The sequence below is a fragment of the Aestuarium zhoushanense genome, from assembly GCF_056431045.1.
On sequence record NZ_JBWKMA010000012.1, the window covers coordinates 90,016 to 116,108 of the forward strand.

The following is a 26,093-nucleotide window of genomic DNA, read 5'->3' on the forward strand; positions in this document are numbered from 1 at the left end:
TGCGAATACGCTCAGGCGGTTTCACGTTCCGGCCGACGGGACAGAGGCGATTTTCGGTCGAGAAGCCCCTCGCGCTCCATCGCCCACCGCAAAAGCTCCGCCTCGCGCGCGGTCAAGCACATACGGGCCGCAGGGCCATAATGTTCCCACCCGCCACGCAGCACAGGAAACACATCGAGGAGCGCGGCACGGTCGGCCTCTGAAATGGTTTTGATCGCTTCAGGTCCGGGCAAGAGGCTTTCGCTCAGCAAACCGTCCGCCATCACAATATCGTGCTGGTCGAGCGCGAAGTGGACGTAATGCGCGAGCGCCCGTGGCTCTGACCGAATGAGGTCGCCATCAATTAAATGTTTCGCGGCGACGAGCACGTCCTCTTCGCCAAAGAGCAGTTCAACAAAGGGGCCGTGGATCATCAGACGGTGATTGGGTGAGACGTAGACTGGCACTTCGTTGTCCAAGACACCCGTTGCGATCCGAACAGGGGCATTTTTCCCGACGCCAAGGATCGTGTTTTGCCCAACCCAGCGGATCGGTTGCAACCCGTGGTCCATGGTTTCGACCAGATCACCCACGCGCAATTGCTGTACAGGCACCCAACCTCGCGCCGTCTGGATCGTTGTCCCCGCGAGGTAACAGACGAACATCTGATCAACGCCGGCGGTATAAATCCCTGTGTATTCAACGCCGTTCCATGTGCCTATGGTGACAGAGGAGACGGCGGAATAGTGACCCTGCGGGATCGACGTATCCATGAGGCGGTAACCCCATGTGCCATCAGTGAACAACGTGACCTCAATATCGAGGCCCGTGATCACCTGGCCGTTCATCACAATAGACGAATTGGTGTAGAGCGCGATTTCCTGCGGATAGAGGGTCGTCGTCGGGCCAATGATATAGTCGCCCGCGTATCGTAACGGCCCGCCGTCTAGGTCATCGTCGTTGATGACGCCGTCATTGTCGCCATCGCGAATGGTGTATTCGATGTAGTATGGGTTGTTGATCGTGTAGCCGTTCAGGCTCTCATCAAGAACGTCTTGAGAGAGAAACTCTGGGAAAGGGAACGACGTTGGAAAATACCAACCCCAACTGAGCGTGTCGACCATACCGCAAAAACCTCGTGACTACACATGATCTGTAACGGCAGCATCAGTGGCAAATTTAGTGCCAAGTTCAGCAAGAAGCCCGAATGAGGTGCGCTTTGCGGTCGCAGCGTTGAATACACAAATTATCCACAGGGTTGCCCACCCCTAAGTGGTTCTATCCACAGGCTTACCCCCTGAATCCGATTTGCCGAATCCACAGGGGGGTGGTCGATTTGGGGGATGGATATTCAACTCTCCCACCTGCGTCTTTCTGCCGACGACGCCTACCCGCCCCTGCCGGAAAACCGCGCCTACGCGCTGGTCATCATCGCGCATGAGGAAACCTCGGCCTACTGGCGTCGGGGTCTGGCGGAAAAGATGGCTGTGGGGGCCTGCGTTCAGGCGAATATCTGGGGAAGTGACGCCGAAGAGTGGTGCGCAGACATCGACGCCGCCAACGCGCTGTCAATCATGACCGAAGAAAGGGCCGAATATTTCCCCGACATAGAGGTCTCCAGCCAGTCGTCGCGCGTCATTGACGATGTGTTCGACTTTGCCACCGCGCAGATGCACACGTCGGAGGCCGAAGAGCTCAGCCTCTTGATCGTGTTGGAAATTGGTGAACCTGCGTGGCGCTATGATCTGTCGGGCATGGCCTGCCGCGCCGCCCGCGATTGGGGCGCCATGGCGGCCTATGCCTGCTGATCAGTTCCCCAGCGCCTTTTGCAACTCTGGTAAAAACCGTTCTTCGTAGTCAGTGCCGATCAGCGGCCCTGCAAAACGGTAGAGAACCGTTCCGTCCCCATCGACGATGAAAGTCTCTGGCGGGGCGGTCACACCCCAATCGATGCTGCCGCGCCCTGTGGCGTCAAACCCCGTCGCAAAGAACGGATTGCCCAGTTCAGTGAGGTAATCGCTGGCCGCACCTTGGGTGTCGCGGAAGTTCACGCCAGCCACGCGGTAGCCCTGTTCCGCCAGTTCATGCAGCACAGGATGTTCGGCACGGCACGGCGGGCACCAGCTTGCCCAAAAGTTCACCAGCGTCACTTCGCCCGACCGCAGCATCTCTGGCGTCAATTGGACGGTGCCCTCTAGCGCCTCTGTCGGCAGGGCCGGAGCCTCTTTGCCGATAAAGGTCGAGGGGAGTTTGTCGTCGTTGCCAAAATACATACCGCTGAAAAACAGCCCCGCGATCCCTGCAAAGATCACAGGGGGTAGGATTGCCAATACCGGAACCTTAGCCATGTTTCGTCTCAACCTCTTCAAGCCGTTTCTTTGCGGCGCGGCTTTGTTTCAGGCTCACCAGTGCGAGGGCGGCCAAAAGGCCGATCGTCACGCCGTAAGACAGCCAGATATGAAGCGTGTGTTTACCGAAATCGACCATCATGCAGCCCTCCGAGCCCGCGCCTCGAGCGCATCAGCGCGCCGTAGACGGATATGTGTGTTGGTTCGGATCAAAACCAATGCGACAAAAAAGAGCCCAAAGCCCAGCATCGAAATCACCGCAGGCCACCAGAACGACGCGTCGATGTTGGTTTCGCGGTCGGCAGAGAATGTCGCGGTTTGGTGCAGGCCCTTGCCCCAGAACATCGCCGCATAGCGCGAAAGCACCGCAAAGACCGACCCCACGATGCAGAGGACCGAGGTCAGGTCGGCTGCGGTGTCGTTGTCTTCAATCGCGGTCCAGAGGGCCATGTAGCCGATGTAGAACAGGAACAGGATCAGGAACGATGTCAGGCGCGGCTCCCATGCCCACCATGTTCCCCATGTCGGCTGGCCCCAGATCGCGCCCGTTGCCAGTGCAATCACGGTCATGATCGCGCCAATCGGTGCCGCCGCCCGTGCCGCAAGCGCCGAGACGTGATGACGGCGGATCAGCCAGATCAGGGAGGCGACCAGCATCATCATCCAGCCGTTGATCGCCATCAGCGCGGAGGGCACGTGGACGAAGAGGATTTTGACCGAGTGTTCGAACTGGTCGGCTGCGGGGGTCGCGAACAGGCCCCAGAGCAAGCCAACCATGATCAGCACCATCGACCCGCCAAAGATCCACGGGATCAATGGCGAGGTGGTTGCCATAAATTTCTTGGGGTTTGCATATTCCCAGATCGACATGATGTCCCCTTTTGTTGTCTTAGCGCAGGTTGACCCGCAGTGCCGCAGCACTGGCGAAAGGCAATAGCGCAAAAGCCCCCGCAGTAATACCCGCCAGCATCACAAAGGGCGTCGTCACATCCATCCCAGCCGCACCACGGCGCACCGCTTCGGCCCCAAACACCAGCGTCGGGACATATAGCGGCAAAACCAGAAGCGACAGCAAGAGGCCACCGCGCCGCAGTCCAACGGTCAGCGCCGCGCCAAAGGTACCGATGATCGACAGCGCAGGCGTGCCGAGCGCGAGCGAGATGAACAGATAGCCATAGGCCTCTGAATTCATGTGTAAAAGAACGCCCAAGAGCGGGGCTGCAAGGGTCAGCGGTAGACCCGTTGTGAGCCAATGGGCAATCGCTTTGATCAGGGCTGCACCTTCGAGCGGCAGCGGCGATGTCGCGAGAAGCGCCAGAGAGCCATCCTCGTAATCCAGCGCGAAAATCCGGTCCAGCGACAGGAGGCAAGCCAAGAGAGCCGCGACCCATAGAATTCCCGGCGCGATGGGCTCTAGCACCGACGCATCAGGCCCCACGCCAAATGGGATCAGCACCACAACGATCAAAAAGAACGCAAGGCCAAGGCCGAACCCGCCCCCTGCCCGCACGGCAAGCCAAAGGTCGCGTTTTAGGAGCGCGATCACAAGAACGCCTCGTCACTGCCGCCAGATTGATCGGCCGAAGCACGGAACGGTTCTAAGTCCAGTTCGGGCGCATCAAGGCCGAGGTCGATATGGGTCGCGATAACCGCGATGCCGCCTTTGGCCAGATGTTGATCACGAATGAAATCCGCAAAGAGGTTCACCGAGAACCGATCAAGCGACACCGTGGGTTCATCTAGGAAAAGCACCTTGCGACCGATCACGCCGAGCCGCGACAGACCTAGACGCCGCTTTTGCCCTGCGGACAGGGTGCCCGCCATGCGGTGGCGCAGATCAACCAGATCAAAGGCCTCGTAAATGGTGTCAGGCACGGGGTTGCCGTAAACCTCGGCCCAGAAGCTCAGGTTTTCTTCGACGCTCAGCTGCGCTTTGATCCCGTCCGCGTGGCTGGCATAGGCGGCCTGATCGTCGGGCAGGTCAATGTCACCGCTCAGTGCAGGTTGCAGCCCCGCGAGCGTCCGCAAGAGCGTAGTTTTCCCGATGCCATTGGCACCGCGCAGAACCAGCGCCTGCCCAGCCTCGACCGTGAAGGACACGCCAGAGAGGACAGGAACCCCACCACGTGCGCAGGCCAGATCAGTGACCGCGAGGCGCATCAGACGGGGATCAAGGCCAGCGCGACGCGGCGGCCTTCGGACAAGAGGACGTTATAGGTGCGGCAGGCGGCGGGCGACGACATCGGTTCTGCGCCAATACCCGCCTCTTCCAACGCGGTGCGAAGGGCGACGGGCAAATGCGCGATCTCTGCCCCTGTGCCGACAAAGACCACATCAACCGTGTCTTTGAGCGCCAAGAGCGCCTCAACATCATCATACCCGCCCCAAGAGGACACGCCCGTCGAGGTCACGACCAGCGGGCCCTCAAAGACCTCACCACCGATACGGAAAAAACCGGGACCATAGCCATCAACGGGCTTGGCATCGGAATAAACGACCTCGTTCAAACGCATGTCTTATCCTCTTTGCTCAGTGCCTGTTACAGCGCCGTGTGTCCTTGGGGTTTGAGATAGCTCAATCCCCAAGAAAAATCAGGCATCAATATCCATGAACTGGTTGCCGGTAGGTTTCTTTTCCTTCGACCAGTCACGTTTCACACCGAGCATAAGCACGATGTTCTTTGCAACATAGATCGACGAATAGGTACCAACCAGAATGCCCCAAGTGATCGCAAAGACGAACCCACGGATCACGTCCCCACCCAGCACCAAAAGCGCGATCAGCGCCAAAAGCGTGGTGCCCGAGGTCATGATGGTACGGCTCAGCGTTTCGTTGGCCGAGAGGTTCAGCACGTCGATCAGCGGCATTTGCTTATACTTGATCAGGTTTTCACGGGCGCGGTCAAAGACAACCACGGTATCGTTGATCGAGTAACCCACGATGGTCAAAAGCGCCGCAATGGTGGCCAGATCGAATTTGAACTGGAACACCGCCCAAAGGCCGATGGTGATCGCAACGTCGTGGATCAAAGCCACAACAGCGCCCACCGCGAACTGCCATTCGAACCGCAGCCAGATATAGGCCACGATCGCGACAAGCGCCGCGAGAACGGCATAAACCGCTTTAGAGATCAGCTCGCCCGACACTTTGGGACCGACGGATTCAACAGATGCAAAGGTCACCGCTGGATCGACCGTTTTCAGAGCAGCCTCGACATTGCCCACGATGTCTTGGGAAATGCTTTCCTGCCCGTCTTGGGCCTGAATGCGGATCATCGCCACGTGCTGATCTGCGGCAAAGGTCGGGTCAAACACCTGTGTGATCACCACATCGCCAAGGCCGAGCGGATCAATCGCCGCACGATACTCTGCAACATCCACAGCGTTCGTGCTGTCTGTGCGGATCGTGGTACCGCCACGGAAGTCGATACCAAAGTTCAGCCCCATCACGAAGAACGCGATGACAGAGGCAATCACCAACACCACAGACGCGCCAAAGGTAGCGCGTGCGACGCGGAAGAAATTGAAGTTCGTGTTGTCAGGGACAAGACGCATCCGCATGGCTCAGACCTCGATGGTTTTGGGACGGCGGCGTTGGAACCACCAGACGATGAAAAGACGGGTCACAAAGAGCGCGGTAAAGACCGAAGTCACGATACCGATACCCAGAGTGGTCGCAAAGCCGCGCACGGGGCCAGAGCCAACGAACCAAAGAATGGCTGCGGTGATGATCGTGGTGATGTTCGCATCCACAATCGCCGACATCGCGCGTTCATAGCCCAACTCAATCGCCCGAGCAGGCCCTTTCGCGGTTTTCAGCTCTTCGCGGATCCGTTCAAAAACCAGAACGTTCGCGTCCACAGCCATACCCATGGTCAGCACGATACCCGCGATACCAGGCAGCGTGAGCGTCGCCCCAAGGACCGACAACGCACCAAAGATCATCGCAACGTTGATGACCAGCGCGAGGTTCGCGATCCAGCCAAAGAGGCCATAGGTCAGCGCCATAAAGATCATGATCAACGCGAAACCAACCAGCGCCGCGATCTGACCCGCCTTCACGCTATCCGCACCCAGTTCTGGGCCGATCGTGCGTTCTTCGAGGAAGGTCAGGCCAACAGGCAGCGCACCAGCCCGCAACAGAACCGCAAGGTTCGTGGATTCCTCAATCGAGAAGCTACCCGAAATGATACCAGAGCCGCCCGTGATCGCCTGACGAATGGTCGGGGCGCTGATCACTTCGTTGTCGAGGACAATCGCAAAGGGCGCGCCCACGTTTTCCGAGGTATACTGGCCAAAGGCCCGCGCACCCGTCGGATTGAAACGGAACGATACAGCCGGCAGACCGTTCTGGTCGAACGACGGCTGCGCATCAACCAGCTCTTCACCCGTGACAACAGGGGTCCGTTCAAGGATGTAATAGCTGCCCTCTTCGTTCAGAGACGGCGCAAGGATGTTACCCACACCCGGATTTGCATTGGCATCCGTGGTGCGACCAACGACCGAGTTAAAGGTCAGTTGAGCCGTCGTGCCAATCCAGTCTTTCAACTCTTGCGCAGATTTCGCGCCGGGAACTTGGATCAGGATACGGTTGTCGCCCTGACGCTGGATCGCAGGCTCACGTGTGCCTGCAGCGTCAATACGGCGACGAATAATTTCAAGCGCTTGTTTGACCACACGGTCGTCAGAGGCCAGCTTTTCCGCCTCAGAGAGCCCAATGCTGATCACTTGCCCCTCAGCAGAGACAGTGATGTTAGATGCGCCCGCGCCTGTCAGGGTCGCCACAGGCTGGCCCAAACCACGCACCAATTCCAGCGCACGATCCATGCCAGCGGCCTCGGAAATACGTACACGCAGCGCATCTGCGGTGGACTCTTCGCGGGTCACAAACCCAACGGTGTCACGTTCTGCAGCCAGCACATCACGCACCTCAGGCCACATCGCGTCGAGCGTGGCGCCATAGGCCTCTTGCACCTGCACTTCAGCGAGCAGATGCGCACCGCCCCGCAGGTCGAGCCCGAGGTTCACCAAATTCGACGGCAGGAACGACGGCCAGAGCGCGACATCCGCCGCGATCTGATCGGAACTCATCCCCGCATCAACCAATTTAACCGCGTCGTTATGAGACTCGACGCGGCCGTAGAAAAAGTTCGGCAAGGTAAAGACAACCCCGGCCAGGCAGGCCAGTAGGATCATCAACTGGCGAAAGCGCGAAATATGCAGCATGTCCGGGGCCTTGTCTTATGCCTTAGCAGGTTCGGTCTTGCTCACAACCTGAGCAATGGTCGAACGCACGATGCGAACGTTCACGCCCGCAGCAATCTCGATCTCGATCTCGTTGTCGTCTTTGACCTTCGACACTTTGCCGATGATCCCGCCTTGGGTGACAACTTGATCACCACGGCGCAGCGCAGCAACCATCGCCTGATGCTCTTTTACCTTTTTCTGCTGCGGACGGATCAGCAAGAAATACATGATCCCGAAGATCAGGATAAACGGTACGATACCTTGAATGGCCTCCATCAGGCGCTCCCCTTCGTGTTAAATATGCAGGTCTCGCCCCGCAAAAGTCGCGGCACGTTAATTCGCAGATGGGGGAATGGCAACCGGACCGCAACCCCATATCTTCGTGATAATGCCGCAGCCTGCCAAAAAATCCCCCTTGCCCCTTTGTGCGACAAATATCCCGGGGGTGAATTGGCGCAGCCAAGAGGGGGCAGAGCCCCCTTTTCACCCTTCCCCACCCATGCCATAAGCACCGCGTCATTAAGAAGGAGAAGCCCCATGCATGACATCCGCTTTATCCGCGAAAATCCGGCCGCATTCGACGCTGCCCTGTCGCGTCGTGGGGCCGAACCTATGTCGTCAACCGTTCTCGCTCTGGACGAGGCGCGCCGCGCTCTGATCCACGCGGCGGAAACCGCGACCGCTGAACAGAACAAAGCGTCCAAAGAGGTCGGTGCCGCCAAAGGTCGTGGCGACGAGGCTGAATTCGAACGTCTCCGCGCACTGGTGGCTGAGAAAAAAGCCGACATCGCCCGCATGACCGAAGAGGCTAAACAAAAAGACGAAGAGCTGAACACGCTCCTCTTGACCATTCCGAACATGCTCTATGATGACGTGCCGGATGGGGCGGATGAGAACGACAACGTTGAGATCAATCGTTGGGGCACCCCCCGTACGTTCGATTTCAAACCCGTGGAACACTTTGAAATCGCTGGTGTTCAGACGGGTATGGACTTTGCCGCGGGCACCAAACTCTCGGGCAGCCGCTTTGTGGTGCTCTCGGGCGCTGTGGCGCGCATCCACCGTGCGCTGGCTCAGTTCATGCTGGATTACCACGTGGACGTTCACGGCCTGACCGAAGCGATCACCCCCGTCATGGTCAAAGAAGAGATGATGTATGGCACGGGCCAGCTGCCGAAATTCGGCGAGGACAGCTATCAAACCACCAACGGCTGGTGGCTGATCCCGACCGCAGAGGTCACGCTGACGAACCTTGTCAATGGCGACATCGTGGACGAATCCACCCTGCCCCGCCGTTACGCCGCTCATACCCAGTGCTTCCGCTCTGAGGCTGGCTCGGCTGGTCGCGATACCTCTGGAATGCTGCGTCAGCACCAGTTCGAAAAGGTTGAGATGGTCACCATTATCACCCCCGAAGAGTCCGAGGCTGAACACGCCCGCATGACCCGTCAGGCCGAAGCGATCCTTGAAGCGCTCGACTTGCCCTACCGCACGCTTAAACTCTGCTCGGGCGATATGGGCGCTGGCATGAAGCGCACCCACGACCTCGAAGTTTGGCTACCTGGTCAGGATAAATACCGCGAGATTTCCTCGGTTTCGACCGCAGGCGATTATCAAGCTCGCCGCATGAACGCGCGTTACAAACCCGCCGACGGTGGCAAGCCACAGTTCGTGCACACCCTGAACGGCTCTGGCCTCGCGGTTGGCCGTACGCTGATTGCGGTTCTGGAAAACGGTCAGAACGCTGATGGCTCGGTCACGCTGCCTGCGGTCCTGCACCCCTACCTCAAAGGCAAGACCACGCTCACCGCTGCGGGCGATCTGGCCTAAGCACTTGATCCAAAGGGCGACTGTGCCACGTATAAGGGTTATGAAAAAATCCCTACCGTGGCTGGTCGCCCTTTTTGCATCTACGTTTATCCTCGCGCCTCTGGTGACAGAGCCGTTCACGGGATATCGCCCTGAACACCTCCCCGTTTTCATGGATCAGCCGCCGATCCAGCCCGCAGGCTATGCCTTTGCGATCTGGGGCGTGATCTATTCGTGGCTTGTGGCCTCTGCGGTTTATGGGCTGGTGAAACGGCGTAATGACGGCGCGTGGAACATCGTGCGAGGGCCGTTAGCGCTGTCGCTCGCGCTCGGCACGCTGTGGCTGTCGATTGCCAATGCCACGGCGATCTGGGCGACGGTGGTGATCCTCATCATGGCGGGCGTCACCGTCTTGGCGCTCTTGCGCTCCCCGACCAAGGATTACTGGTGGCTCAAGGTGCCACTCGGCCTCTATGCGGGGTGGCTGACGGCGGCCTCTGTGGTGTCGCTGTCGATCACCCTCGCGGGCTTTGGCGTGCTGAGCTACGAAGCCGCCTCCATCGCAGGTCTGATCCTCGCCATGACCGCAGCCATTTTGGTGCAACTCATGCCCCCCAGCGGGCCAGCCTATGGCCTCGCTGTGAGTTGGGCGCTCTTTGGGATTGTGGTGCAGAACGGCACAGACATGATCGTGATGTCTGTATTGGCCGGCGCGGGCATTGCCGCGCTCGGCCTGATTAACCTTACTCGCCGCGGTTCGACTTGAGGTGTTTCGCCAGACGTCCGGTCTGTTTCTTCTTTTTGTTTTTATAGGGGTTCTTTTCCCCCTGATCGCGCAAGAAGAGACGGATCGGCGTTCCCGGCATCTCAAAGTCGTCACGTAAGCCGTTGATAAGATAACGGTTATAGCTTTCCGGAACCTTATCAGGGTGCGACGTCATAACGACGAATGCAGGCGGGCGGGCTTTCACCTGCGTCATATACCGCATCTTAATCCGCTTACCCTGCGGTGCGGGCGGCGGGTGCTGCTCTAGCATACCAACCAACCAACGGTTCAACGCAGAGGTCGATACGCGGCGGTTCCAGATCGTGTAGGCCCGCATGATCGCGTTGTGCAAACGATCCAGCCCCTTGCCCGTTTTCGCGGACACAGTGACCATCGGCGCCCCACGAAGCTGCGGCAATAGGCGTTCGAATTTCTCGCGCAGGTCTTTAAGCTTGTCCTGCTTCTCGTCCTCGAGGTCCCATTTGTTGACTGCAACGACGACCGCGCGGCCTTCGCGCTCTGCAAGGTCGGCAATCCGCAAATCCTGCTGTTCGAACGGAATTTCAACGTCGAGAAGGACAACCAGAACCTCAGCAAACTTCGCTGCACGCAGACCGTCCGAGACGGAGAGTTTTTCCAGCTTTTCCTGAACCTTAGCCTTTTTACGCATACCCGCGGTATCAAAGATACGCATTGGGATGCCATCCCATTCGGTCTTAACCGAAATCGCGTCACGGGTGATGCCAGCCTCAGGTCCGGTGAGCAGACGCTCTTCGCCGAGAATTTTGTTAATCAGCGTCGATTTACCCGCGTTCGGGCGACCAACCACGGCGATTTGCAGTGGTTTATCCCACGTGGGCATCGGAACTTCGGGTTCATCACCCTCTTCGAACTCGTCCCACTCTTCGATATCAACGTCGACTTCTGGCGCGTCTTGGGCAGCGCGTTCTTCGAACTGCTCAGAGATTGGTAGGAGAACGTGATAAAGCTCGTCCATCCCTTCGCCGTGTTCCGCAGAAATCCGCAGCGGTTCACCAAGGCCGAGCGAATAGGCCTCAAGGAAACCGCCCTCGCCCGCGCGACCTTCGGATTTGTTCGCGCCAAGGATCACATTCGCATTCTTTTTGCGCAGGATGTCAGCAAAGACTTCGTCCGTCGGCGTGATGCCCACACGTGCGTCGATCAGGAACAGACAAACGTCCGCCATTTCCACCGCACGCTCGGTCAAACGGCGCATACGGCCCTGAAGGCTGTTGTCGGTCGCGTCTTCGAGACCCGCAGAATCGATCACGGTGAATCGCAAATGGCCGAGTCTCGCGTCGCCTTCACGCAGGTCACGCGTCACCCCCGGCTGGTCGTCGACCAGCGCGAGCTTCTTGCCTACAAGGCGATTGAACAATGTCGACTTGCCCACGTTCGGGCGGCCAACAATGGCGAGGGTGAATGTCATGGCTAAAGCCCTTTCAGATCAAGATCGGGGCGATACACCATTCCCGCGTTAACGGAAAGCCAGCAATTGCCCGTTCTTTGACACGACATAGAGTGTATTTCCTGCAACGACGGGCGCAGAGGCCGCACCGCTTGGAATTTCGATTTGTCCAACGAGAGCGCCCGACACGGGATCGAACTGACGGATCAACCCGTCCGACGAGGCCACAATCAGACGCCCGCCCGCAAGGATCGGACCGTAGTGAGCGACGGCTGAGCGGGATTTCCCAGCGCGGCGTTCAATCAGGTCAGGCAGCGCGACGCGCCAGATGACAGACCCGTCACGGTTATCCAAACGCACCAGTTGGTTCAGGTCGTTCACGGCAAAGACCGAACCGCCCACAGGCCAGACAGGACCGACAGCGCCTTCGTGCGCGGACCATTTGCGGTCGCCAGATACCGCGTCCAGCGCAATGGTCATGCCCGAAGAGTTACCGAGGTAGATCGTGTCACCGCTGACCACAGGTCCACCGCTCAGCCCGTCAAAGGCATTGAGCGGACGGCCCAGACGTTCGCCGCCGATAAAGGCCGACCAACGCTGCAACCCACCATCGCGGAAGGCCGCAACCAGTTCACCGCCCGCGAACGGCATCAGCGCAAAGCGATCCGTCACTGCCACGCCCGGACCGCTGCCATAGCTGGTGTTGGACGGTGCGCCATTGACGGTCCATTTGACCAAACCGTTGTCCGACTGGATCGCCCAGCCACGGTTGTCATGGCCCACAACATAAATGAAGTTGCCCGAAACGGTCGGCGTGGTCGCGCCAGAAGCATCCAAGGTCTGACGCCAGATCACGCCACCTGTGCTGCGGTCGATAGAGATGACCTCACCATAGCCCGTGGTCGCAACGAGACGGTTACCGTCTACAGCCAGACCGCCGCCAGAGGCAGACCCACCCTCGCCCGCAGGGGTCAGGTCCACGGACCAAAGCGTTGCGCCGTTGGTGCCTGTCGCCGTCACGGTCGTCGCGGCATCCATCGTGTAAATCGCATCGCCTGCGACAACAGGATCAGCGGTGATCCGTGCGCGGCGGCTTTCGCCCTCACCGATGTTTGCCGCAAAGGCCAATGTCGGCGTCGCAGAGAGCGCCAGATGCGGCATGGAGTGCGCGGCGTTGCCGCCACGATGGGTCCAGTCGGCGTTAGAAACCTGCTGACCCAGAGAAATCTCACGGGCCTCATTCACTTCGGCCACAGGGGCAGAGGCAAGGCCATCACGGATATCCAAGCGTTCGCCCGGAAGACGGACATCCTTTGATCCACAACCAGCAAGCAATGCCACCAATGCAGCCGTGCCAAGGAAGGTAAATTTTGTCACTGCCCCGTCCTCCGACGTGTTTTCGTTCCTACGTTACTGAGACGCGTCACCACCCAGCGCCACAATCAAGCCTTCGACCCGATTGCGCAAGCCCTGCGTGACCGTCGCATCGCCGCTGATCTCGCGCAGTGTGGCCAGTGCTGCCTCTGCATCGCCTGCTTCCAATTGTGCGACAGCGATCTGTTCTTTGGCCAAAAGCGCGAAAGTCGCACCCGGTGCTGCTAGGTTTTGGAACCCTGCGATCCGTTCGTCCGTGGACAGGTGCTCCGCATTGGCCAAAAGCGCCTTGAACGCACCGAGGTCACGATAAACCTGACGTGCGCCGTCCAAATTCGCGAGCGCATTAAACGCGTCAGCCGCAGCGGCGGTGTCGCCTGCCTCTTGGGCCGCAGCACCTGTCATCAAAAGCGACATCACCGACGGCGGCAATTGCGCGAACGCTGCCTGACGGTCCGCCCATTCATTCTGTTCGAGCGCATCAAAAATCGCGTCACCCGCAGCCTGTTCAGCCGCACGGGTTTGAGCCGCCTGATATTCGGTCCAGGCCGTCGCACCCACTAGCCCCGTGACGGTCAAAGCAGCAATCCAGCCGTATTTACGGATGTAGGTAAAAAGCTGGTCGCGACGGACCTCTTCGTTGACTTCGTCGATGAAGCTTTCGTTATTGCTCATTGCGCGACCGGCCTTCTAGAACTGTTGGTGCCCCGTCTTAACTTGAACCTTCAGGAATTGCCAAGACCTTCGCAGATCACGGTTTTATTCAGTCAGTTTCGCTGCCTTGCAGAAAAAGGCAAAAATTACTAATCTGAACCAAATGGTTTAGCGTATACTGAACAAGATTCTTCCTTGCTCTGAACCTTTTCATGACTATTTCCGCGGTTAGTTGCGAACAGTGACCGTATTTCGAAAGGCCAAACCATGCGCGTAATGCCGCTTATTACAGCTGTCGTTGTAACTGCGTTTCTCTACTTCCTCGTTGCAGAACGCGACAGCCTGCTGGCGTTTGCTCAGGCTGACACCTCTGCTGAAGTCGAGGCCGAGGGGGCTGCAAACCCAGTTGACGAGTCATCGCTGATCAAAGTTGTCGTTCTGCGGAGCACTGAGCGCGATATCGAAAGCGCGGTCATCTTGCGCGGTCGCACCGAAGCGGCGCGTCGGGTGGATGTGCGGGCCGAAACCACGGGTCAGATCATCTCTGAGCCGCTGCGCAAAGGGTCCTATGTGAATACGGGCGATCTGCTCTGCGAGATCGACATAGGCAACCGCGCGGCAACGCTCGCTCAGGTCGAAGCGGCAAAGCGCGAGGCTGAACTGAACCTCACCGCTGCGGAACGTCTGATTGGGGACGGCTACGCCAGTGAAAGCCGCCTGCGCTCTGCCGAAGCTGCGCTCTCTGCTGCTGAGGCTGCGGTCAGCGCCGCACAGCGTGAAATCGAGAACACCAAAATCGTAGCGCCCTTCTCTGGCCTGTTGGAAACCGACACGGCGGAATTGGGCACCTACCTGTCGACGGGCGCTGCCTGTGCGACGATCATCCAGCTCGACCCGATCAAGCTCGTTGGTTTTGTGCCTGAGATCGAAGTGGGCAAGGTTCAGGTTGGTGCGCCCGCTGGTGCCCGCCTCGCTGCTGGTGGTGATGTGATGGGCCGCGTGACGTTCCTGTCCCGCTCTGCCGACGATACCACCCGCACCTTCCGCGTCGAGGTCGAAGTGCCGAACGCCGACATGGCGATCAGTGACGGTCAAACCGCAGAAATCATCATCGGCACCGACGGCCGCAAGGCGCACCTCGTCCCGCAATCGGCGCTGACGCTGAATGACAATGGCGATCTGGGTCTGCGCGTGATTGATGAAACGAACACCGTCCATTTTGCCAAGGTCGAAGTTGTCCGCGACACCATCGACGGCATCTGGGTCACGGGCCTTGAGACTGAGGCCAATATCATCACCGTTGGTCAAGAATACGTTGTCGAAGGCGTCACCGTCGCCCCGACCTTTCAGGAGGCTAAGGGATGACTGGAATGATTGACTGGGCGGCCAGCCGTGCGCGGATGGTCATCGCCTTTATTGTGCTGTCTATCATCGCGGGTGCGGTCGCTTATGTGAGCCTCCCCAAAGAAGGTGAGCCGGATATCGAAATTCCGGCTCTGTTCGTGTCTGTACCCTTCCCCGGCATTTCCGCGACCGACGCGGAACGCCTGCTGGTCGAACCGATGGAAACCGAACTGTCGGACATCGACGGCCTGAAAACCATGACCGCCACCGCTGCCGAAGGTTATGCAGGTGTCGCGCTCGAGTTCGAATTTGGCTGGGACAAGACCCGCACCATGGCCGACGTTCGTGATGCGATGAACGCGGTTGAGGGAAAATTCCCCGATGGCGCGGATCAATATTCGATCAACGAGATCAACTTCTCTGAATTCCCGATCATCATTGTGAACCTGACGGGCGATGTGCCCGAACGCACATTGATTAAGGTTGCCAAAGACTTGCAGGATGAACTCGAAGGGATCGAAGCGATCCTGTCGGCCAACCTTGCAGGTCAGCGCGACGAGATGGTTGAGGTAGTGATCGATCCTCTGCGGCTTGAGGCCTATAACGTCACTGCGGGCGAATTGATCAACGTTGTCACGATGAACAACCTGCTCATTGCTGCGGGTGAAGTGTCGACCGAACAGGGTAGCTTCTCGGTCAAAATTCCGTCCTCGTTCGACAGCCCCCAAGACATCTACAGCCTGCCCGTCAAAACCAACGGCGACCGCGTGATCACCTTGGGCGATCTGGCGACGATCCGTCTGACCTTTGAAGATCGCGAAAGCACCGCCCGTTTCAACGGCGTGAAAACTGTGGCGCTTCAGGTGGTGAAGGCACGTGGCTACAACCTCATCGACACCGCTGCATTAGTGCGTGAAACAGTTGAAAACGCGCGGGCGCAATGGCCTGCCGACCTTCAAGCAGCCGTCCACGTCGGCGCATCAAACGACCAAAGCCGCACGGTTGCGTCAATGGTGTCGCAGCTTGAGGGCTCTGTACTGACCGCGATTGCGCTGGTGATGATCGTGGTTCTGGCCTCGCTCGGCACCCGCTCTGCGCTGCTGGTTGGCTTCTCGATCCCGACGTCGTTCCTGCTCGCGTTCCTACTCTTAGGCATCATGGGCGTGACGATTTCAAACATCGTGATGTTCGGTCTGATCCTCGCCGTGGGGATGCTCGTCGACGGCGCGATTGTGGTTGTGGAATACGCGGACAAACGGATTTCCGAGGGCGCAGGCCCGATGTCCGCCTATACCGAAGCCGCAAAGCGCATGTTCTGGCCCGTGGTGTCATCGACCGCGACAACGCTCTGTGCGTTCTTGCCGATGTTGTTCTGGCCGGGTGTTCCGGGTCAGTTCATGGGGATGCTGCCTGTCACGCTGATCTTTGTTCTCTCGGCCTCGCTGATCGTGGCGCTGATCTACATGCCCGTTATGGGTGGCGTTCTGGGCCGCACCAGCCGTCTGTTTGGCCGCACCTCTGACGCGCTCAAGGCTCGCTTGCCGTGGGTCGTGCGTGCCCTGTTGGTCGTGCCTGCGGGTCTGATGGCATTTGTCGGTGCGATGATGACGCTGAACCCCGCCTATCTGTCGGGTGAAGCCGTTCAGACCTCTGGCCTCATGGCGTCGCTTCCGGGGATGATCCTCTTTATGCTCGGCGCGGTCGGCCTATCGATCACCATCGGCGCGGCCAAGATTGAGCGTAAGCAGACGAAAATCCGTGCGGGTTATCACCGCAGTCCGTTTGGCTGGGTGATTTGGGGCGTGGCGGGTAACCCTGTCATGCCGCTCGTGACCGTGGGCGCGATCCTCGCCATCGTTATGTCGACCTTCACCTATTTCGGGGCGAACAATAACGGCGTTGAGTTCTTTACCGCGACCGAACCAGAACAAGCGATCGTCTACGTTCAAGCCCGCGGCAACCTCAGCCTTTCGGAAAAAGACGTCCTCGTGCGTCAGGCCGAAGAGATCGCGCTGTCGGTACCCGGCATCCAAACCGTCTTTGCCTTTGCGGGCGCAGGTGGCTTGAACGCGAATACCGCAGGCGCAGAGAGCCCGCGTGATGCCATCGGTCAGTTGCAGATCGAATTGATCCCGTGGGATGATCGCCCCGCCTTTGCCCGTGCCAATGACATTCCGCTGGAACAGTTGAACGGCAAAACGGTCATGGCGAACCTTCAGGTGAAACTGGACCAAATCCCGGGTGTGCATACCGAAACGCTCGACCTTGCTATGGGCCCTGCGGCGACGAAACCTGTGCACCTGCGGCTCAAGGGCGACGACTGGGACCAACTGATCGCGACCACCGCAGAGGCACGTGCGTTCTTTGAAACTGTTCCGGGTCTGACCCAGATCGAAGACAGCCGCCCCCTGCCCGGTATCGATTGGGAAATCTCGGTCGATGTTGAAAAAGCAGGCCGTTACGGCGCTGACGTGGCGACCGTGGGTGGCATGGTGCAGCTCGTGACACGGGGGATCTTACTCGACACGATGCGGGTGGATAGCTCTGACGAAGAGATCGAAATCCGCGTCCGCCTCCCCGAAGAAGACCGCGTTCTGTCCACCCTTGATAACCTCAAGGTGCGCACCTCTGCCGGCCTCGTCCCGCTGTCCAACTTCATCACCCGCACCCCAGTTCCGAAACTGGCGCAGATCGACCGTATCGACCAGAAACGCTACTTTGACATTAAAGCAGGCGTGGCCGATGGACTGGTGAAACTGACCGCTGAGGATGGCACGTTCGTCATCGTGGCCGAGGACGCGATGACCGATGCGCAGCGCGACGCGGTTGCTGATGGCAGCCTCAAACGCGAGGTCGTGAACGGCAACGAACGGATCGCCTTTGTCGAAAGCTGGCTCAACGATGGCAATTTGCCTGCAGGGATCAGCTTTGAATGGGCGGGCGATATGGCGGACCAAGAGGAAAGCTCTGCCTTCTTGGGTCAGGCCTTCTCTGCCGCGCTGATGCTGATGTTCATTATCCTGCTGGCACAGTTCAACAGCTTCTATAACTCTGTTCTGGTGCTTCTCGCGGTGATCCTGTCGACCACGGGCGTTCTGATCGGGATGCTTGTGATGGATCAGTCCTTCTCGATCATTATGACAGGGACAGGGATCGTGGCGCTAGCGGGGATCGTGGTGAACAACAACATCGTTCTGATTGATACCTATCAGGAATATAACCAGTATATGCCGCGTCTAGAGGCGATCATTCGCACCGCCGAAGACCGCATCCGTCCGGTTCTTTTGACCACCATCACGACGATGGCGGGCCTTGCGCCGATGATGTTCGGCCTCAGCCTCGACTTCATCAACGGGGGCTATTCGATCGACAGCCCGACGGCGCTTTGGTGGAAACAACTTGCGACGGCGGTTGTCTTTGGCCTCGGCATCGCGACGGTTCTGACGCTGGTCTTTACCCCTGCGATGTTGGCCGCACGAGTTTGGTTCACGACCTACCTGCATTGGCTCGGTCGCCTCTTGGCCCGCCTGTCGATGGGTCGCGGTAGCCGCGCGGCACAAGACTGGGCACTGGCCCGCGAGGCCCGCAAGGTCAAAGCGCCAGAGATCATCTGGGAAGACCCCGAAGAACCCGCTGCCCCGTCCACACTACGGGCTGCAGAATAAACAAAACGGGCGCGATGAGAGATCACCGCGCCCGTTTTCTATTTCACCTCTGGTGGCTGTTAAGCCGCGTCCTCTGAGGCTTGTTTTTGCCAGAGCTGGGCATAGCGACCCGACTGAGCCAGCAGCGCATCATGACGCCCCTGTTCGACGATATGACCGTCCTCTAGCACCACAATGCGGTCCGCATCCGCGATGGTCGACAGACGGTGCGCGATGGTGATCACCGTGCGGCCCTGCCCCATCGCCCGAAGCTGGGTCTGGATGTCCCGCTCTGTTTCCGTATCGAGCGCCGATGTCGCCTCGTCCAGCAACAGGATCGGCGGGTTTTTCAGGATCGTGCGGGCAATCCCCACGCGTTGCTTTTCCCCGCCCGAGAGCTTTAGCCCGCGTTCACCGACCTGCGTGTCATAGCCCTTGGGCAAGGACAGGACAAAGTCGTGGATTTGCGCGGCTTTCGCGGCCTCAACGATCTCTGCCTCTGACGCCTCAGGGCGACCGTAGGCGATGTTATAGCGGATGGTGTCGTTGAACAGCACCGTGTCCTGCGGCACCACGCCAATCGCGGCATGAAGGCTGTCTTGGGTCACGTCCCGCACGTCTTGACCGTCGATGGTCAGCGAGCCGCCCGTCACGTCATAGAAACGGAACAACAGCCGCCCGATGGTCGATTTGCCCGACCCAGATGAGCCGACGATAGCCACGGTTTCGCCCGCGGCCACGTCAATCGACACGCCTTTGAGGATCGGGCGCTCTGCGTCATAGGCGAACTCTACCGCGTTCAGCGATACCGCCCCGCCGTTCACCACCAGCTCTGTCGCATTCGGTTTATCCGTGACCTCGGACGGCTGGTCCAAGAGGTCAAACATATCGCCCATATCAATCAGCGCCTGACGGATTTCGCGATAGACCGACCCGAGGAAGTTCAACGGCATGGTGATCTGGATCATGTAGGCGTTCACCATGACGAAATCGCCAACGGTCAGGACGCCGCTCTGGACCTCCATCGCGGCCATGACCATCACAGCAACAAGACCACTGGTAATCAGAACAGACTGACCAAAGTTCAAAAAAGCCAGCGAATACGAGGTCTTAATCGCCGCTTTTTCATACTGCGCCATGGCGCCATCGTAGCGGTCAGCCTCCCATTTTTCGGCGCCGAAGTATTTCACTGTCTCAAAGTTCAACAGGCTGTCGATGGCCTTTTGGTTCGCATCCGTGTCCTGTTCGTTCATCTTTTTGCGGATTTTCACCCGCCATTCAGTGACGCGGAAGGTGAACGCGATATAGAGCCCGATGGTCAGCACAACGACCGCCACATAGCGGATGTCAAAGAGGAACATCAGAACGCCCGCGATCATCAAAAGCTGGAGCATCAGCGGCCCCATATTGAACACGAGGAACCGCAAGAGGAATTCGACGCCCTTCACGCCGCGCTCCATAATGCGGCTTAGGCCCCCTGTTTTGCGGGTGATATGATATCGCATCGACAGGCGGTGAATGTGAGTAAACGTCTCAATCGCGAGCCGCCGTAGGGCACGTTGGCCGACCTTAGCAAAGATCGCATCGCGGAGCTGGTTGAACCCCACCTCCATCAAGCGGGCCATCCCGTAGGCCAGCGTCAGACCCACAGCACCCAACGCAAGGAAGGTCGCAGGGCTACCGTCAGTCGACAGGGCGTCCACGGCCTGTTTGTAGAAAATCGGGGTCACAACGGCGATCAGCTTTGCCGCCAAAAGCACCGTCAGCGCGATCACCACCCGCCGTTTGACCCAAGCCTGACCGTCAGGCCAAAGATAAGGCACCGCGCGGCGCAGCACCCGCATGCCTTGCACGCGGTCGTTGTTAAGGTTCGCATCTGTTTTGGAAAGGCGGCGCATGGAGGCTCCGTTCTGGCTGTACCAGTGGAACCTATGCGCCGCCGAAGTAGATTGCCAGTAGGGTTACTCGCTAATCTCGGGTAGGACGAAAACCTGTCCGGGGTAGATGAGGTCAGGATCGCGGATCAGATCGCGGTTGGCCTCGTAGACGTAGACATATTTAATGCCGTCCCCATAGGTGTCCGACGCAATCGCCCAAAGGGTATTGCCCGGCTGAACCGTGCGGACCGCAGCGCGGGTTTCCTCGGTCACTTGATCCGCCATAGTCGCTGCCACTTCGGTCGCGACTTCACGTTTGAACGGGGTTTCCATACGGCTGACAACTTCGCCCTGAGGAGACACTTCGTCCAGTCGCAGGGTGTAAACGCCGGGTTCAACGCCGACGAGGTCAATCTGCCAAGACCGGTCCGCTTGGATCGTTGCGGTGCCGACAGACGCGCCATTCAGATAGGCCTGAACAAAGCCCTCGCCTGTGGCACGGCCCGCCAGCTTCACCTCACCATTGTCGTCATAGGTGATCGTGTCGAGCGTCAGCGCCTCAAGTGCGGCCCCATCCGCCAAGACACGCACACCCTCTGCATCCGCGACGAGGAGTTGCGGAGCTTCGGCAGGTGCGGGTTCTGCGACCGGTTCAGCAGCGGGTGCAGCTTCGACAGGTTCAGCTTCGGCAGTGGGTTCGCTTGCGGGTTCTCCGGCTGTTGTCGGCTCTGCCGCGGTTGCAACCTGAACCTCTTCTTGGGCAGCTGGCTCAGCGGCAGTTTCCTCTGTTGCGGCTTCTACAGCTGCAACGACGGGCTCTGCGTCTTGAACAGGTTCTGTGGTATCTGGCGCTTCAGCAACCTCTGTGTTGGCCTCAGCGACCGCGACTTCCGCAGTTTCCTCGGCGGCTACCTCTTCAGCAGCAACCTCTTCAGTCGGCGCTTCTTCAACCACAACCTCAGCCACCTCAGGCTCTGCCATACCGAACGGTGCGATGATCACAGTCTCGGCCGCCTCAATCGCATCCCCATCGGGATCACCGACCAGCGACAGGACGCGCGGTTGATCTGAGGGCGCAATCGTCAGGAACGCGGCAAAGGCACCGTCAGCGCCCGCTTCAATCCGTTCAATTACCTCACCGTCAAGGCGCAGTTCCACCGCGCCACCACCGTCAAATTGCCCTGCGATCACGGCTGTGCCGTCCGCTTCGACCCGAACAGTGTCAAAGATCGGCGCAGCGCGGGTCATTTCGACAACAGGTGATGGCTCTGCTGCGGATGCTGGTTCAGGCGCTGCTTCTGTGGCAACCGCGGGCACCTCGGCCAGATTAGCAGGTGTTGCAGTTTCCGCCCCGTCAGAGCCTTGCCCAATGAAATAAGCCCCAAGCGCAATTGCAGCTACTACAACCACACCCCCGAGGACCATTGTCCCCTGACTAGATTTTGTCGTCACTCGTGTTCCTTCCCCAGCAGCAAATTGCCGCCCCTTTTTGATCAAGGGTTGTTGGACCATATCAACCGCCCTATTCAGGGTCAAAGCTATCTAATGGCTATTTTGGGGGCCACGATGAAATCAGTCTGCGTTTACTGTGGGTCACGGTCGGGCAACCGCCCGTCATATGAGCAATCCGCCGCTGATACGGGCACGATGCTGGCCGCGAACGGCTGGCGTTTGGTCTACGGCGCGGGCGATGTGGGCCTGATGGGCACTGTCGCACGAGCGACCCAGTCAGCGGGCGGTATGACCTTTGGCGTCATCCCCGAACACCTCGTCAAATGGGAAGTCGGCAAACGTGACCTCGACAGTTATGTCGTCACCGAAACCATGCACGAGCGCAAAAAGATCCTCTTTATGAACGCCGATGCGATTGTCGTTCTGCCAGGTGGCGGCGGGTCGCTCGATGAGTTCTTTGAGGTTCTGACATGGCGGCAACTGGGTCTGCACTGCAAACCCATCTACCTCGTCAATGTTGAGGGCTACTGGCAAAAGCTCGTCGACCTGCTCGACCATATCGTTGCCGAAGGTTTCGCAGGCGAAACGCTGCGGTCCTACGTCACCGTGGTCGAGGATACGACAGCGCTGGAAACAGCTCTGCGGGACGCCCTGTCCTGACGGATGGCCGCGACCGAATAAAGGACGAGCGCAACCCAGATCATAGGGAATGCTATGCCGTGCCAAAGGGTGAACGGCTCTAGAAACACGGTTGTCGCCACGACGAACTGCAGCGTCGGGTTCACGTATTGCAAGATACCAACCGTAGAGAGCCGCACCCGCCGCGTGCCGTAAGCGAAAAAGATCAGCGGTGATGCCGTCAGCGGGCCAGACAGCGCGAGCAAGATTTGCGTGCCCCAGTCCTTATCTGGTGTGCCAAAGAGGAACAGATAGGTGAGCGCAAAGGGCGCGAGCGTCAGCACCTCTGCGGTCACGGACAAAACAGGACCAAGGTCGAGCTGTTTCTTCACCAACCCATAGCCGCCAAAGGTGAACGCCAAACCCAGTGCGATCCACGGCGGAACCCCGAGCCCCACGGCCAAGATCAACACCGCAAAGGCCGCGAGAGCCACAGCGCCCCATTGCCAATTAGACAGGCTTTCCCCCAGCACAAAGCGGCCGAGCATCACCACGACGAGCGGGAAGATATAGTAGCCCATAGAGGCCTCAACCGCGTAGCCGAATTTGATCGCAAAGATGAAGCCGAACCAATTGGCCCCGATCAGCGAGGCTGCCAAGAAGATCACTCCGAATTTGCGAGGCGTACCCAATGCACCGCGCAACTGGCCCAAACGCCCCTGAAACGTCAGGATGACGGCAAAGAACAAGAGCGACCAGAGCGACCGATAGCAGAGCACTTCGAGAGGCGGCAAATGGCGAAGCTGTGCGTAATAGAGGGACGACAACCCCCAAACAATCGCCGCAACAACGAGCGCGACGATCCCTTTGACTGCTTCGGTCATGTTGGCTGCCTTTGGTGAACGTTGCCCCGTTTAGGTCACAGCCATTCGCCAAAGACAAGAGCCCGTTCTAGGGGCGCAGTTAGGCTTGGGTAAATTCCCGTGCCAACGCCTGCATTTCGTCGTCCAGACGCCCCGTCGCCGCGCTGACTTCATTGAGCGACCGCGACTGCTGGCGGCTCATCTCTGTGATCGTGTCGATCAGGCCAGCGATCTCTGTCGCGCCATAGGCAATCTCGGCCAAGGTGACGCCACTGGATTCCACGATAGCGGCACCGTTGCGGACCTCGCAGGCGGATTGTTCGATCAGTTCAGAGACATCGCTCGCTGCGCGGGCAGAGCGTGCTGCAAGCTGCTGAACCTCGGTTGCGACCACCGCAAAACCACGACCCACATGACCCGCACGTGCGGCCTCTACCCGTGCGTTCAGCGCGAGGAGGTTCGTTTGGAATGCTATTTCATCAATGATCTTAATGATCGACGTGATTTTGTCCGAGGCCGCACGGATACGTTCCATCGCCGCAATCGCGTTCTGAACGACGGTGTTGCCCTCGTTCGCGCTCAACTGCATCTCATTGGCGAATGTGTTCGCCATCTCAGTTGTCTTGAGCGACGACGACACGGAATTCGCAAGCTCTTCAACGGTTTGCGCCGTGTTTTCAAGGTCGTTTGAAATCCGTTCGGACCGCGCCTTGGACTGCTCTGTGCGGGCGACCAATTCGTCCAAACGTTGTTTTTCTTGCTGCGCGCGAACGGCGTCGGCATCGCGGGTATCGCGGATCGTGTCGCGGAAAATTTCAACCGATTTGATCAGCGTGGAAATGCCGTTGTTGCCGACCTTCGGGAAAGTCACGTCCAGATTGCCATCAATCATCTGCAAAGCATTTCCAACGACCTCACCCAAGACCTCCTGAACGGTGCGTGCCATCATGTAGATCAGGTGGGCCACAAAGGCGATCAGCAGGACCGAGATTGCGGTCACAAGAAATAGGTTCTTTGTCGCTTCTGCTTTGGACTCTACGATAACGACATCCAAAAGATCCCATGTTTCTTGGATATGATGTTCCATCATTGCCAAGCTTGCATCGTAAGCTGCACTCACGTCTGAGACGGAAATCGAAAAATCCCCGTGAACAGCCTGTTTCTCAATTTCGGTAACAGCCTGATACTCTGGCGAGGCCAAAAGCGAGCGACCGTGCTCCGCAAATGCGGGGAACGGCGATAGCGTCAAATGGTTCAGACCGATATCCACCATCGTCCGCAATTCGATCAGGCGACGCAGATCATCCCCGACCATCGCCCGCTTCGAAAAAACCCGCAGCGCCGCTGCCTTTTCATCGTTGGCTGCTTCTTGGGCGCGCAGAAAATTATTCAAAGACTCGAGAATAAGCGATGTCTCACCACTGCTCAACGCGCCAGAGGCGTGATCGGCAATATTGATCAGGTTCTTGTTGATACCCGAGTATTGTTCGATCACGGCTTCCGTCGTGACGTTGCGCTGCTCGACACCATCTCTAAGCTCATGAAATAGTTTGATTTCTTCCGAGAGAGCAAGCAGCATTCGCGACAGTTCAATATCTGACCACATGCTGCCTGCATCAGCAAAGTCCTGAAGGCCAGCATCGACGAGAGCGCGTTGTGCCATCAGCTCCTGTTTGCCGATGGAGCCTTCCCCCTCAAGGTACTGAACGCTTAACCACCGTTCTTTCTGCAGCTCAAGAACCAGATTGCTGGTTTGCTCTACGGTCTCAACAACAACTTCAAGACGATCAACGTCGCGCACCTCATTCAGGCGCTGGATGCCGAGGATACCCGAAAAGACCACGGCCAAAAACAATGGCGCGCCACCGACCAACATGTAGATGCTGATCGTCTGCCAGCTGAGGAACCACTTGCGGAGAGTTTTTTTCATAATGCCGTTCTTTGTCACAGGTCTTTGCGTCACAAACGGCGTAGTCTTCTGTTCTGTTAGCGCACCGCGCGCTTAAAAAAGGAAAAGGCGCGAAAGTATCCTTTCGCGCCCAAACCAATCGTAGTGAGTGCCTGAAATCAGAGGCGCGAAGCCACGTTTTCCCAGTTCACGAGGTTGTCGAGGAAGTTGGTCAGGTAGGCCGGACGCTTGTTGCGGAAGTCGATGTAGTAGGAGTGTTCCCACACGTCGCAACCCAACAGAGCGGTCTGACCAAAGCACAGCGGGTTCACGCCGTTTTCAGTTTTGGTCACTTTGAGGCCGCCATCGGTGTCTTTCACCAGCCAGCACCAGCCAGAGCCGAATTGACCTGCGCCTGCAGCAGAGAACTGCGACTTGAATTCGTCAACCGAACCGAAGGATTCAACGAGAGCTTTTTCCAGCTCGGACGGCATTGCCGACGAACCAGGTCCCATCATTTCCCAGAACTGGTTGTGGTTCCAGAGCTGCGAGATGTTGTTGAAGATACCGTTCTGGGCAACTGCAGTTTTATTGTAGGTGCCTACGATGATCTCTTCGAGGGTTTTACCCTCCCACTCGGTGCCTGCGATCGCTGCGTTACCGTTGGTGACGTATGCGTTGTGGTGCAGGTCGTGGTGATATTCCAGCGTTTCGGCGGACATGCCTTTGGCGGCAAGAGCGTCATGTGCGTAGGGAAGATCGGGAAGTTGAAATGCCATCAGAGAAATCCTCTTGGTCTGGT

At 58.4% G+C, this 26,093-nt stretch carries 24 protein-coding genes; 6 read left to right on the top strand and 18 right to left on the bottom strand.

Annotated elements, in window-relative coordinates:
- Positions 1–11 precede the first annotated feature (11 nt).
- Positions 12–1,103 carry a Hint domain-containing protein gene (locus AC07ED_RS05105; protein WP_105234834.1) on the bottom strand — a complete coding sequence of 364 codons (1,092 nt, stop codon included), beginning with the start codon at positions 1,101–1,103 and terminating at the stop codon, positions 12–14.
- A gap of 219 nt (positions 1,104–1,322) precedes the next feature.
- On the opposite strand from AC07ED_RS05105, the gene AC07ED_RS05110 reads away from it, so the two are divergent.
- On the top strand, positions 1,323–1,787 hold the full coding sequence (locus AC07ED_RS05110; RefSeq protein WP_105234833.1) for a DUF7684 family protein: 465 nt from the start codon (positions 1,323–1,325) through the stop codon (positions 1,785–1,787).
- Here AC07ED_RS05110 and AC07ED_RS05115 read toward each other — a convergent pair whose 3' ends face one another.
- From AC07ED_RS05115 to yajC, 9 genes are all read right to left on the bottom strand, one after another.
- Positions 1,788–2,327 carry a DsbE family thiol:disulfide interchange protein gene (locus AC07ED_RS05115; RefSeq protein ID WP_105234832.1) on the bottom strand — a complete coding sequence of 180 codons (540 nt, stop codon included), beginning with the start codon at positions 2,325–2,327 and terminating at the stop codon, positions 1,788–1,790.
- A complete protein-coding gene (ccmD, locus tag AC07ED_RS05120) occupies positions 2,320–2,469 on the bottom strand; it encodes a heme exporter protein CcmD (protein WP_105234831.1) in 150 nt (49 codons plus the stop codon). Before ccmD ends, AC07ED_RS05115 begins: the two co-directional genes overlap by 8 nt.
- Positions 2,466–3,197 carry a heme ABC transporter permease CcmC gene (gene ccmC / locus AC07ED_RS05125; RefSeq protein ID WP_105234830.1) on the bottom strand — a complete coding sequence of 244 codons (732 nt, stop codon included), beginning with the start codon at positions 3,195–3,197 and terminating at the stop codon, positions 2,466–2,468. Before ccmC ends, ccmD begins: the two co-directional genes overlap by 4 nt.
- A gap of 19 nt (positions 3,198–3,216) precedes the next feature.
- Complete coding sequence (gene ccmB / locus AC07ED_RS05130; RefSeq protein WP_105234829.1) at positions 3,217–3,873, bottom strand: heme exporter protein CcmB; 657 nt, start codon at positions 3,871–3,873, stop codon at positions 3,217–3,219.
- The gene (gene ccmA / locus AC07ED_RS05135) at positions 3,870–4,487 is read right to left on the bottom strand and encodes a heme ABC exporter ATP-binding protein CcmA (RefSeq protein ID WP_105234828.1); all 618 of its coding nucleotides are present in this window, start codon (positions 4,485–4,487) and stop codon (positions 3,870–3,872) included. Before ccmA ends, ccmB begins: the two co-directional genes overlap by 4 nt.
- Positions 4,487–4,840: an Mth938-like domain-containing protein gene (locus tag AC07ED_RS05140; protein WP_105234827.1), complete on the bottom strand. Its 354-nt coding sequence runs from the start codon at positions 4,838–4,840 to the stop codon at positions 4,487–4,489. Before AC07ED_RS05140 ends, ccmA begins: the two co-directional genes overlap by 1 nt.
- A gap of 78 nt (positions 4,841–4,918) precedes the next feature.
- Entirely contained in the window at positions 4,919–5,887 is a 969-nt protein-coding gene (gene secF / locus AC07ED_RS05145) for a protein translocase subunit SecF (RefSeq protein ID WP_105234826.1), read from the bottom strand.
- A 3-nt stretch (positions 5,888–5,890) separates the two neighbouring features.
- Positions 5,891–7,552, bottom strand: coding sequence for a protein translocase subunit SecD (gene secD, locus AC07ED_RS05150; RefSeq protein WP_105234825.1), 1,662 nt, complete (start codon positions 7,550–7,552; stop codon positions 5,891–5,893).
- Positions 7,553–7,567: 15 nt separating this feature from the next.
- Complete coding sequence (yajC, locus tag AC07ED_RS05155; RefSeq protein ID WP_105234824.1) at positions 7,568–7,849, bottom strand: preprotein translocase subunit YajC; 282 nt, start codon at positions 7,847–7,849, stop codon at positions 7,568–7,570.
- 261 nt (positions 7,850–8,110) lie between these two features.
- On the opposite strand from yajC, the gene serS reads away from it, so the two are divergent.
- Together serS and AC07ED_RS05165 are read left to right on the top strand one after the other, a co-directional pair.
- Positions 8,111–9,403: a serine--tRNA ligase gene (serS, locus tag AC07ED_RS05160; protein WP_105234822.1), complete on the top strand. Its 1,293-nt coding sequence runs from the start codon at positions 8,111–8,113 to the stop codon at positions 9,401–9,403.
- Positions 9,404–9,443: 40 nt separating this feature from the next.
- Complete coding sequence (locus AC07ED_RS05165) at positions 9,444–10,148, top strand: tryptophan-rich sensory protein (RefSeq protein ID WP_105234821.1); 705 nt, start codon at positions 9,444–9,446, stop codon at positions 10,146–10,148.
- Here the strand turns inward: AC07ED_RS05165 and der are convergent.
- Genes der through AC07ED_RS05180 form a run of 3 tightly spaced genes read right to left on the bottom strand, consistent with a single transcriptional unit; the run spans position 10,126 to position 13,626 of the window.
- On the bottom strand, positions 10,126–11,598 hold the full coding sequence (gene der, locus AC07ED_RS05170; RefSeq protein WP_105234820.1) for a ribosome biogenesis GTPase Der: 1,473 nt from the start codon (positions 11,596–11,598) through the stop codon (positions 10,126–10,128). The two genes, AC07ED_RS05165 and der, sit on opposite strands and share 23 nt — an antisense overlap.
- 48 nt (positions 11,599–11,646) lie before the next feature.
- Positions 11,647–12,954 (bottom strand): PQQ-like beta-propeller repeat protein, encoded by a 1,308-nt coding sequence (locus tag AC07ED_RS05175; RefSeq protein ID WP_105234819.1) that lies wholly within the window; start codon positions 12,952–12,954, stop codon positions 11,647–11,649.
- A gap of 33 nt (positions 12,955–12,987) precedes the next feature.
- Entirely contained in the window at positions 12,988–13,626 is a 639-nt protein-coding gene (locus AC07ED_RS05180) for a hypothetical protein (RefSeq protein ID WP_105234818.1), read from the bottom strand.
- A gap of 255 nt (positions 13,627–13,881) precedes the next feature.
- Between AC07ED_RS05180 and AC07ED_RS05185 the strand changes: the two genes are divergently transcribed.
- Together AC07ED_RS05185 and AC07ED_RS05190 are read left to right on the top strand one after the other, a co-directional pair.
- A complete protein-coding gene (locus AC07ED_RS05185) occupies positions 13,882–14,970 on the top strand; it encodes an efflux RND transporter periplasmic adaptor subunit (protein ID WP_478241917.1) in 1,089 nt (362 codons plus the stop codon).
- Positions 14,967–18,614: an efflux RND transporter permease subunit gene (locus AC07ED_RS05190; RefSeq protein WP_105234816.1), complete on the top strand. Its 3,648-nt coding sequence runs from the start codon at positions 14,967–14,969 to the stop codon at positions 18,612–18,614. The genes AC07ED_RS05185 and AC07ED_RS05190 overlap by 4 nt, the downstream gene beginning before the upstream one ends.
- A 59-nt stretch (positions 18,615–18,673) precedes the next feature.
- Here AC07ED_RS05190 and AC07ED_RS05195 read toward each other — a convergent pair whose 3' ends face one another.
- Positions 18,674–20,491 (bottom strand): ABCB family ABC transporter ATP-binding protein/permease, encoded by a 1,818-nt coding sequence (locus AC07ED_RS05195; protein WP_105234815.1) that lies wholly within the window; start codon positions 20,489–20,491, stop codon positions 18,674–18,676.
- Positions 20,492–20,554: 63 nt separating this feature from the next.
- A complete protein-coding gene (locus tag AC07ED_RS05200; protein ID WP_245918135.1) occupies positions 20,555–21,922 on the bottom strand; it encodes a LysM peptidoglycan-binding domain-containing protein in 1,368 nt (455 codons plus the stop codon).
- Between the two features lie 114 nt (positions 21,923–22,036).
- Here AC07ED_RS05200 and AC07ED_RS05205 point away from each other — a divergent pair, with 114 nt between their 5' ends.
- Complete coding sequence (locus tag AC07ED_RS05205; RefSeq protein ID WP_245918134.1) at positions 22,037–22,582, top strand: TIGR00730 family Rossman fold protein; 546 nt, start codon at positions 22,037–22,039, stop codon at positions 22,580–22,582.
- On the opposite strand, the gene rarD is transcribed toward AC07ED_RS05205, so the two are convergent.
- The 3 genes from rarD to AC07ED_RS05220 all read right to left on the bottom strand — a co-directional run bounded on the left by rarD (position 22,519) and on the right by AC07ED_RS05220 (position 26,070).
- The gene (gene rarD, locus AC07ED_RS05210; protein WP_105234813.1) at positions 22,519–23,424 is read right to left on the bottom strand and encodes an EamA family transporter RarD; all 906 of its coding nucleotides are present in this window, start codon (positions 23,422–23,424) and stop codon (positions 22,519–22,521) included. The genes AC07ED_RS05205 and rarD overlap by 64 nt on opposite strands.
- A gap of 79 nt (positions 23,425–23,503) precedes the next feature.
- Positions 23,504–25,333, bottom strand: coding sequence for a methyl-accepting chemotaxis protein (locus tag AC07ED_RS05215; protein ID WP_105234812.1), 1,830 nt, complete (start codon positions 25,331–25,333; stop codon positions 23,504–23,506).
- A 137-nt stretch (positions 25,334–25,470) separates the two neighbouring features.
- Positions 25,471–26,070 (bottom strand): superoxide dismutase, encoded by a 600-nt coding sequence (locus tag AC07ED_RS05220; protein WP_067545794.1) that lies wholly within the window; start codon positions 26,068–26,070, stop codon positions 25,471–25,473.
- Positions 26,071–26,093: the final 23 nt, after the last annotated feature.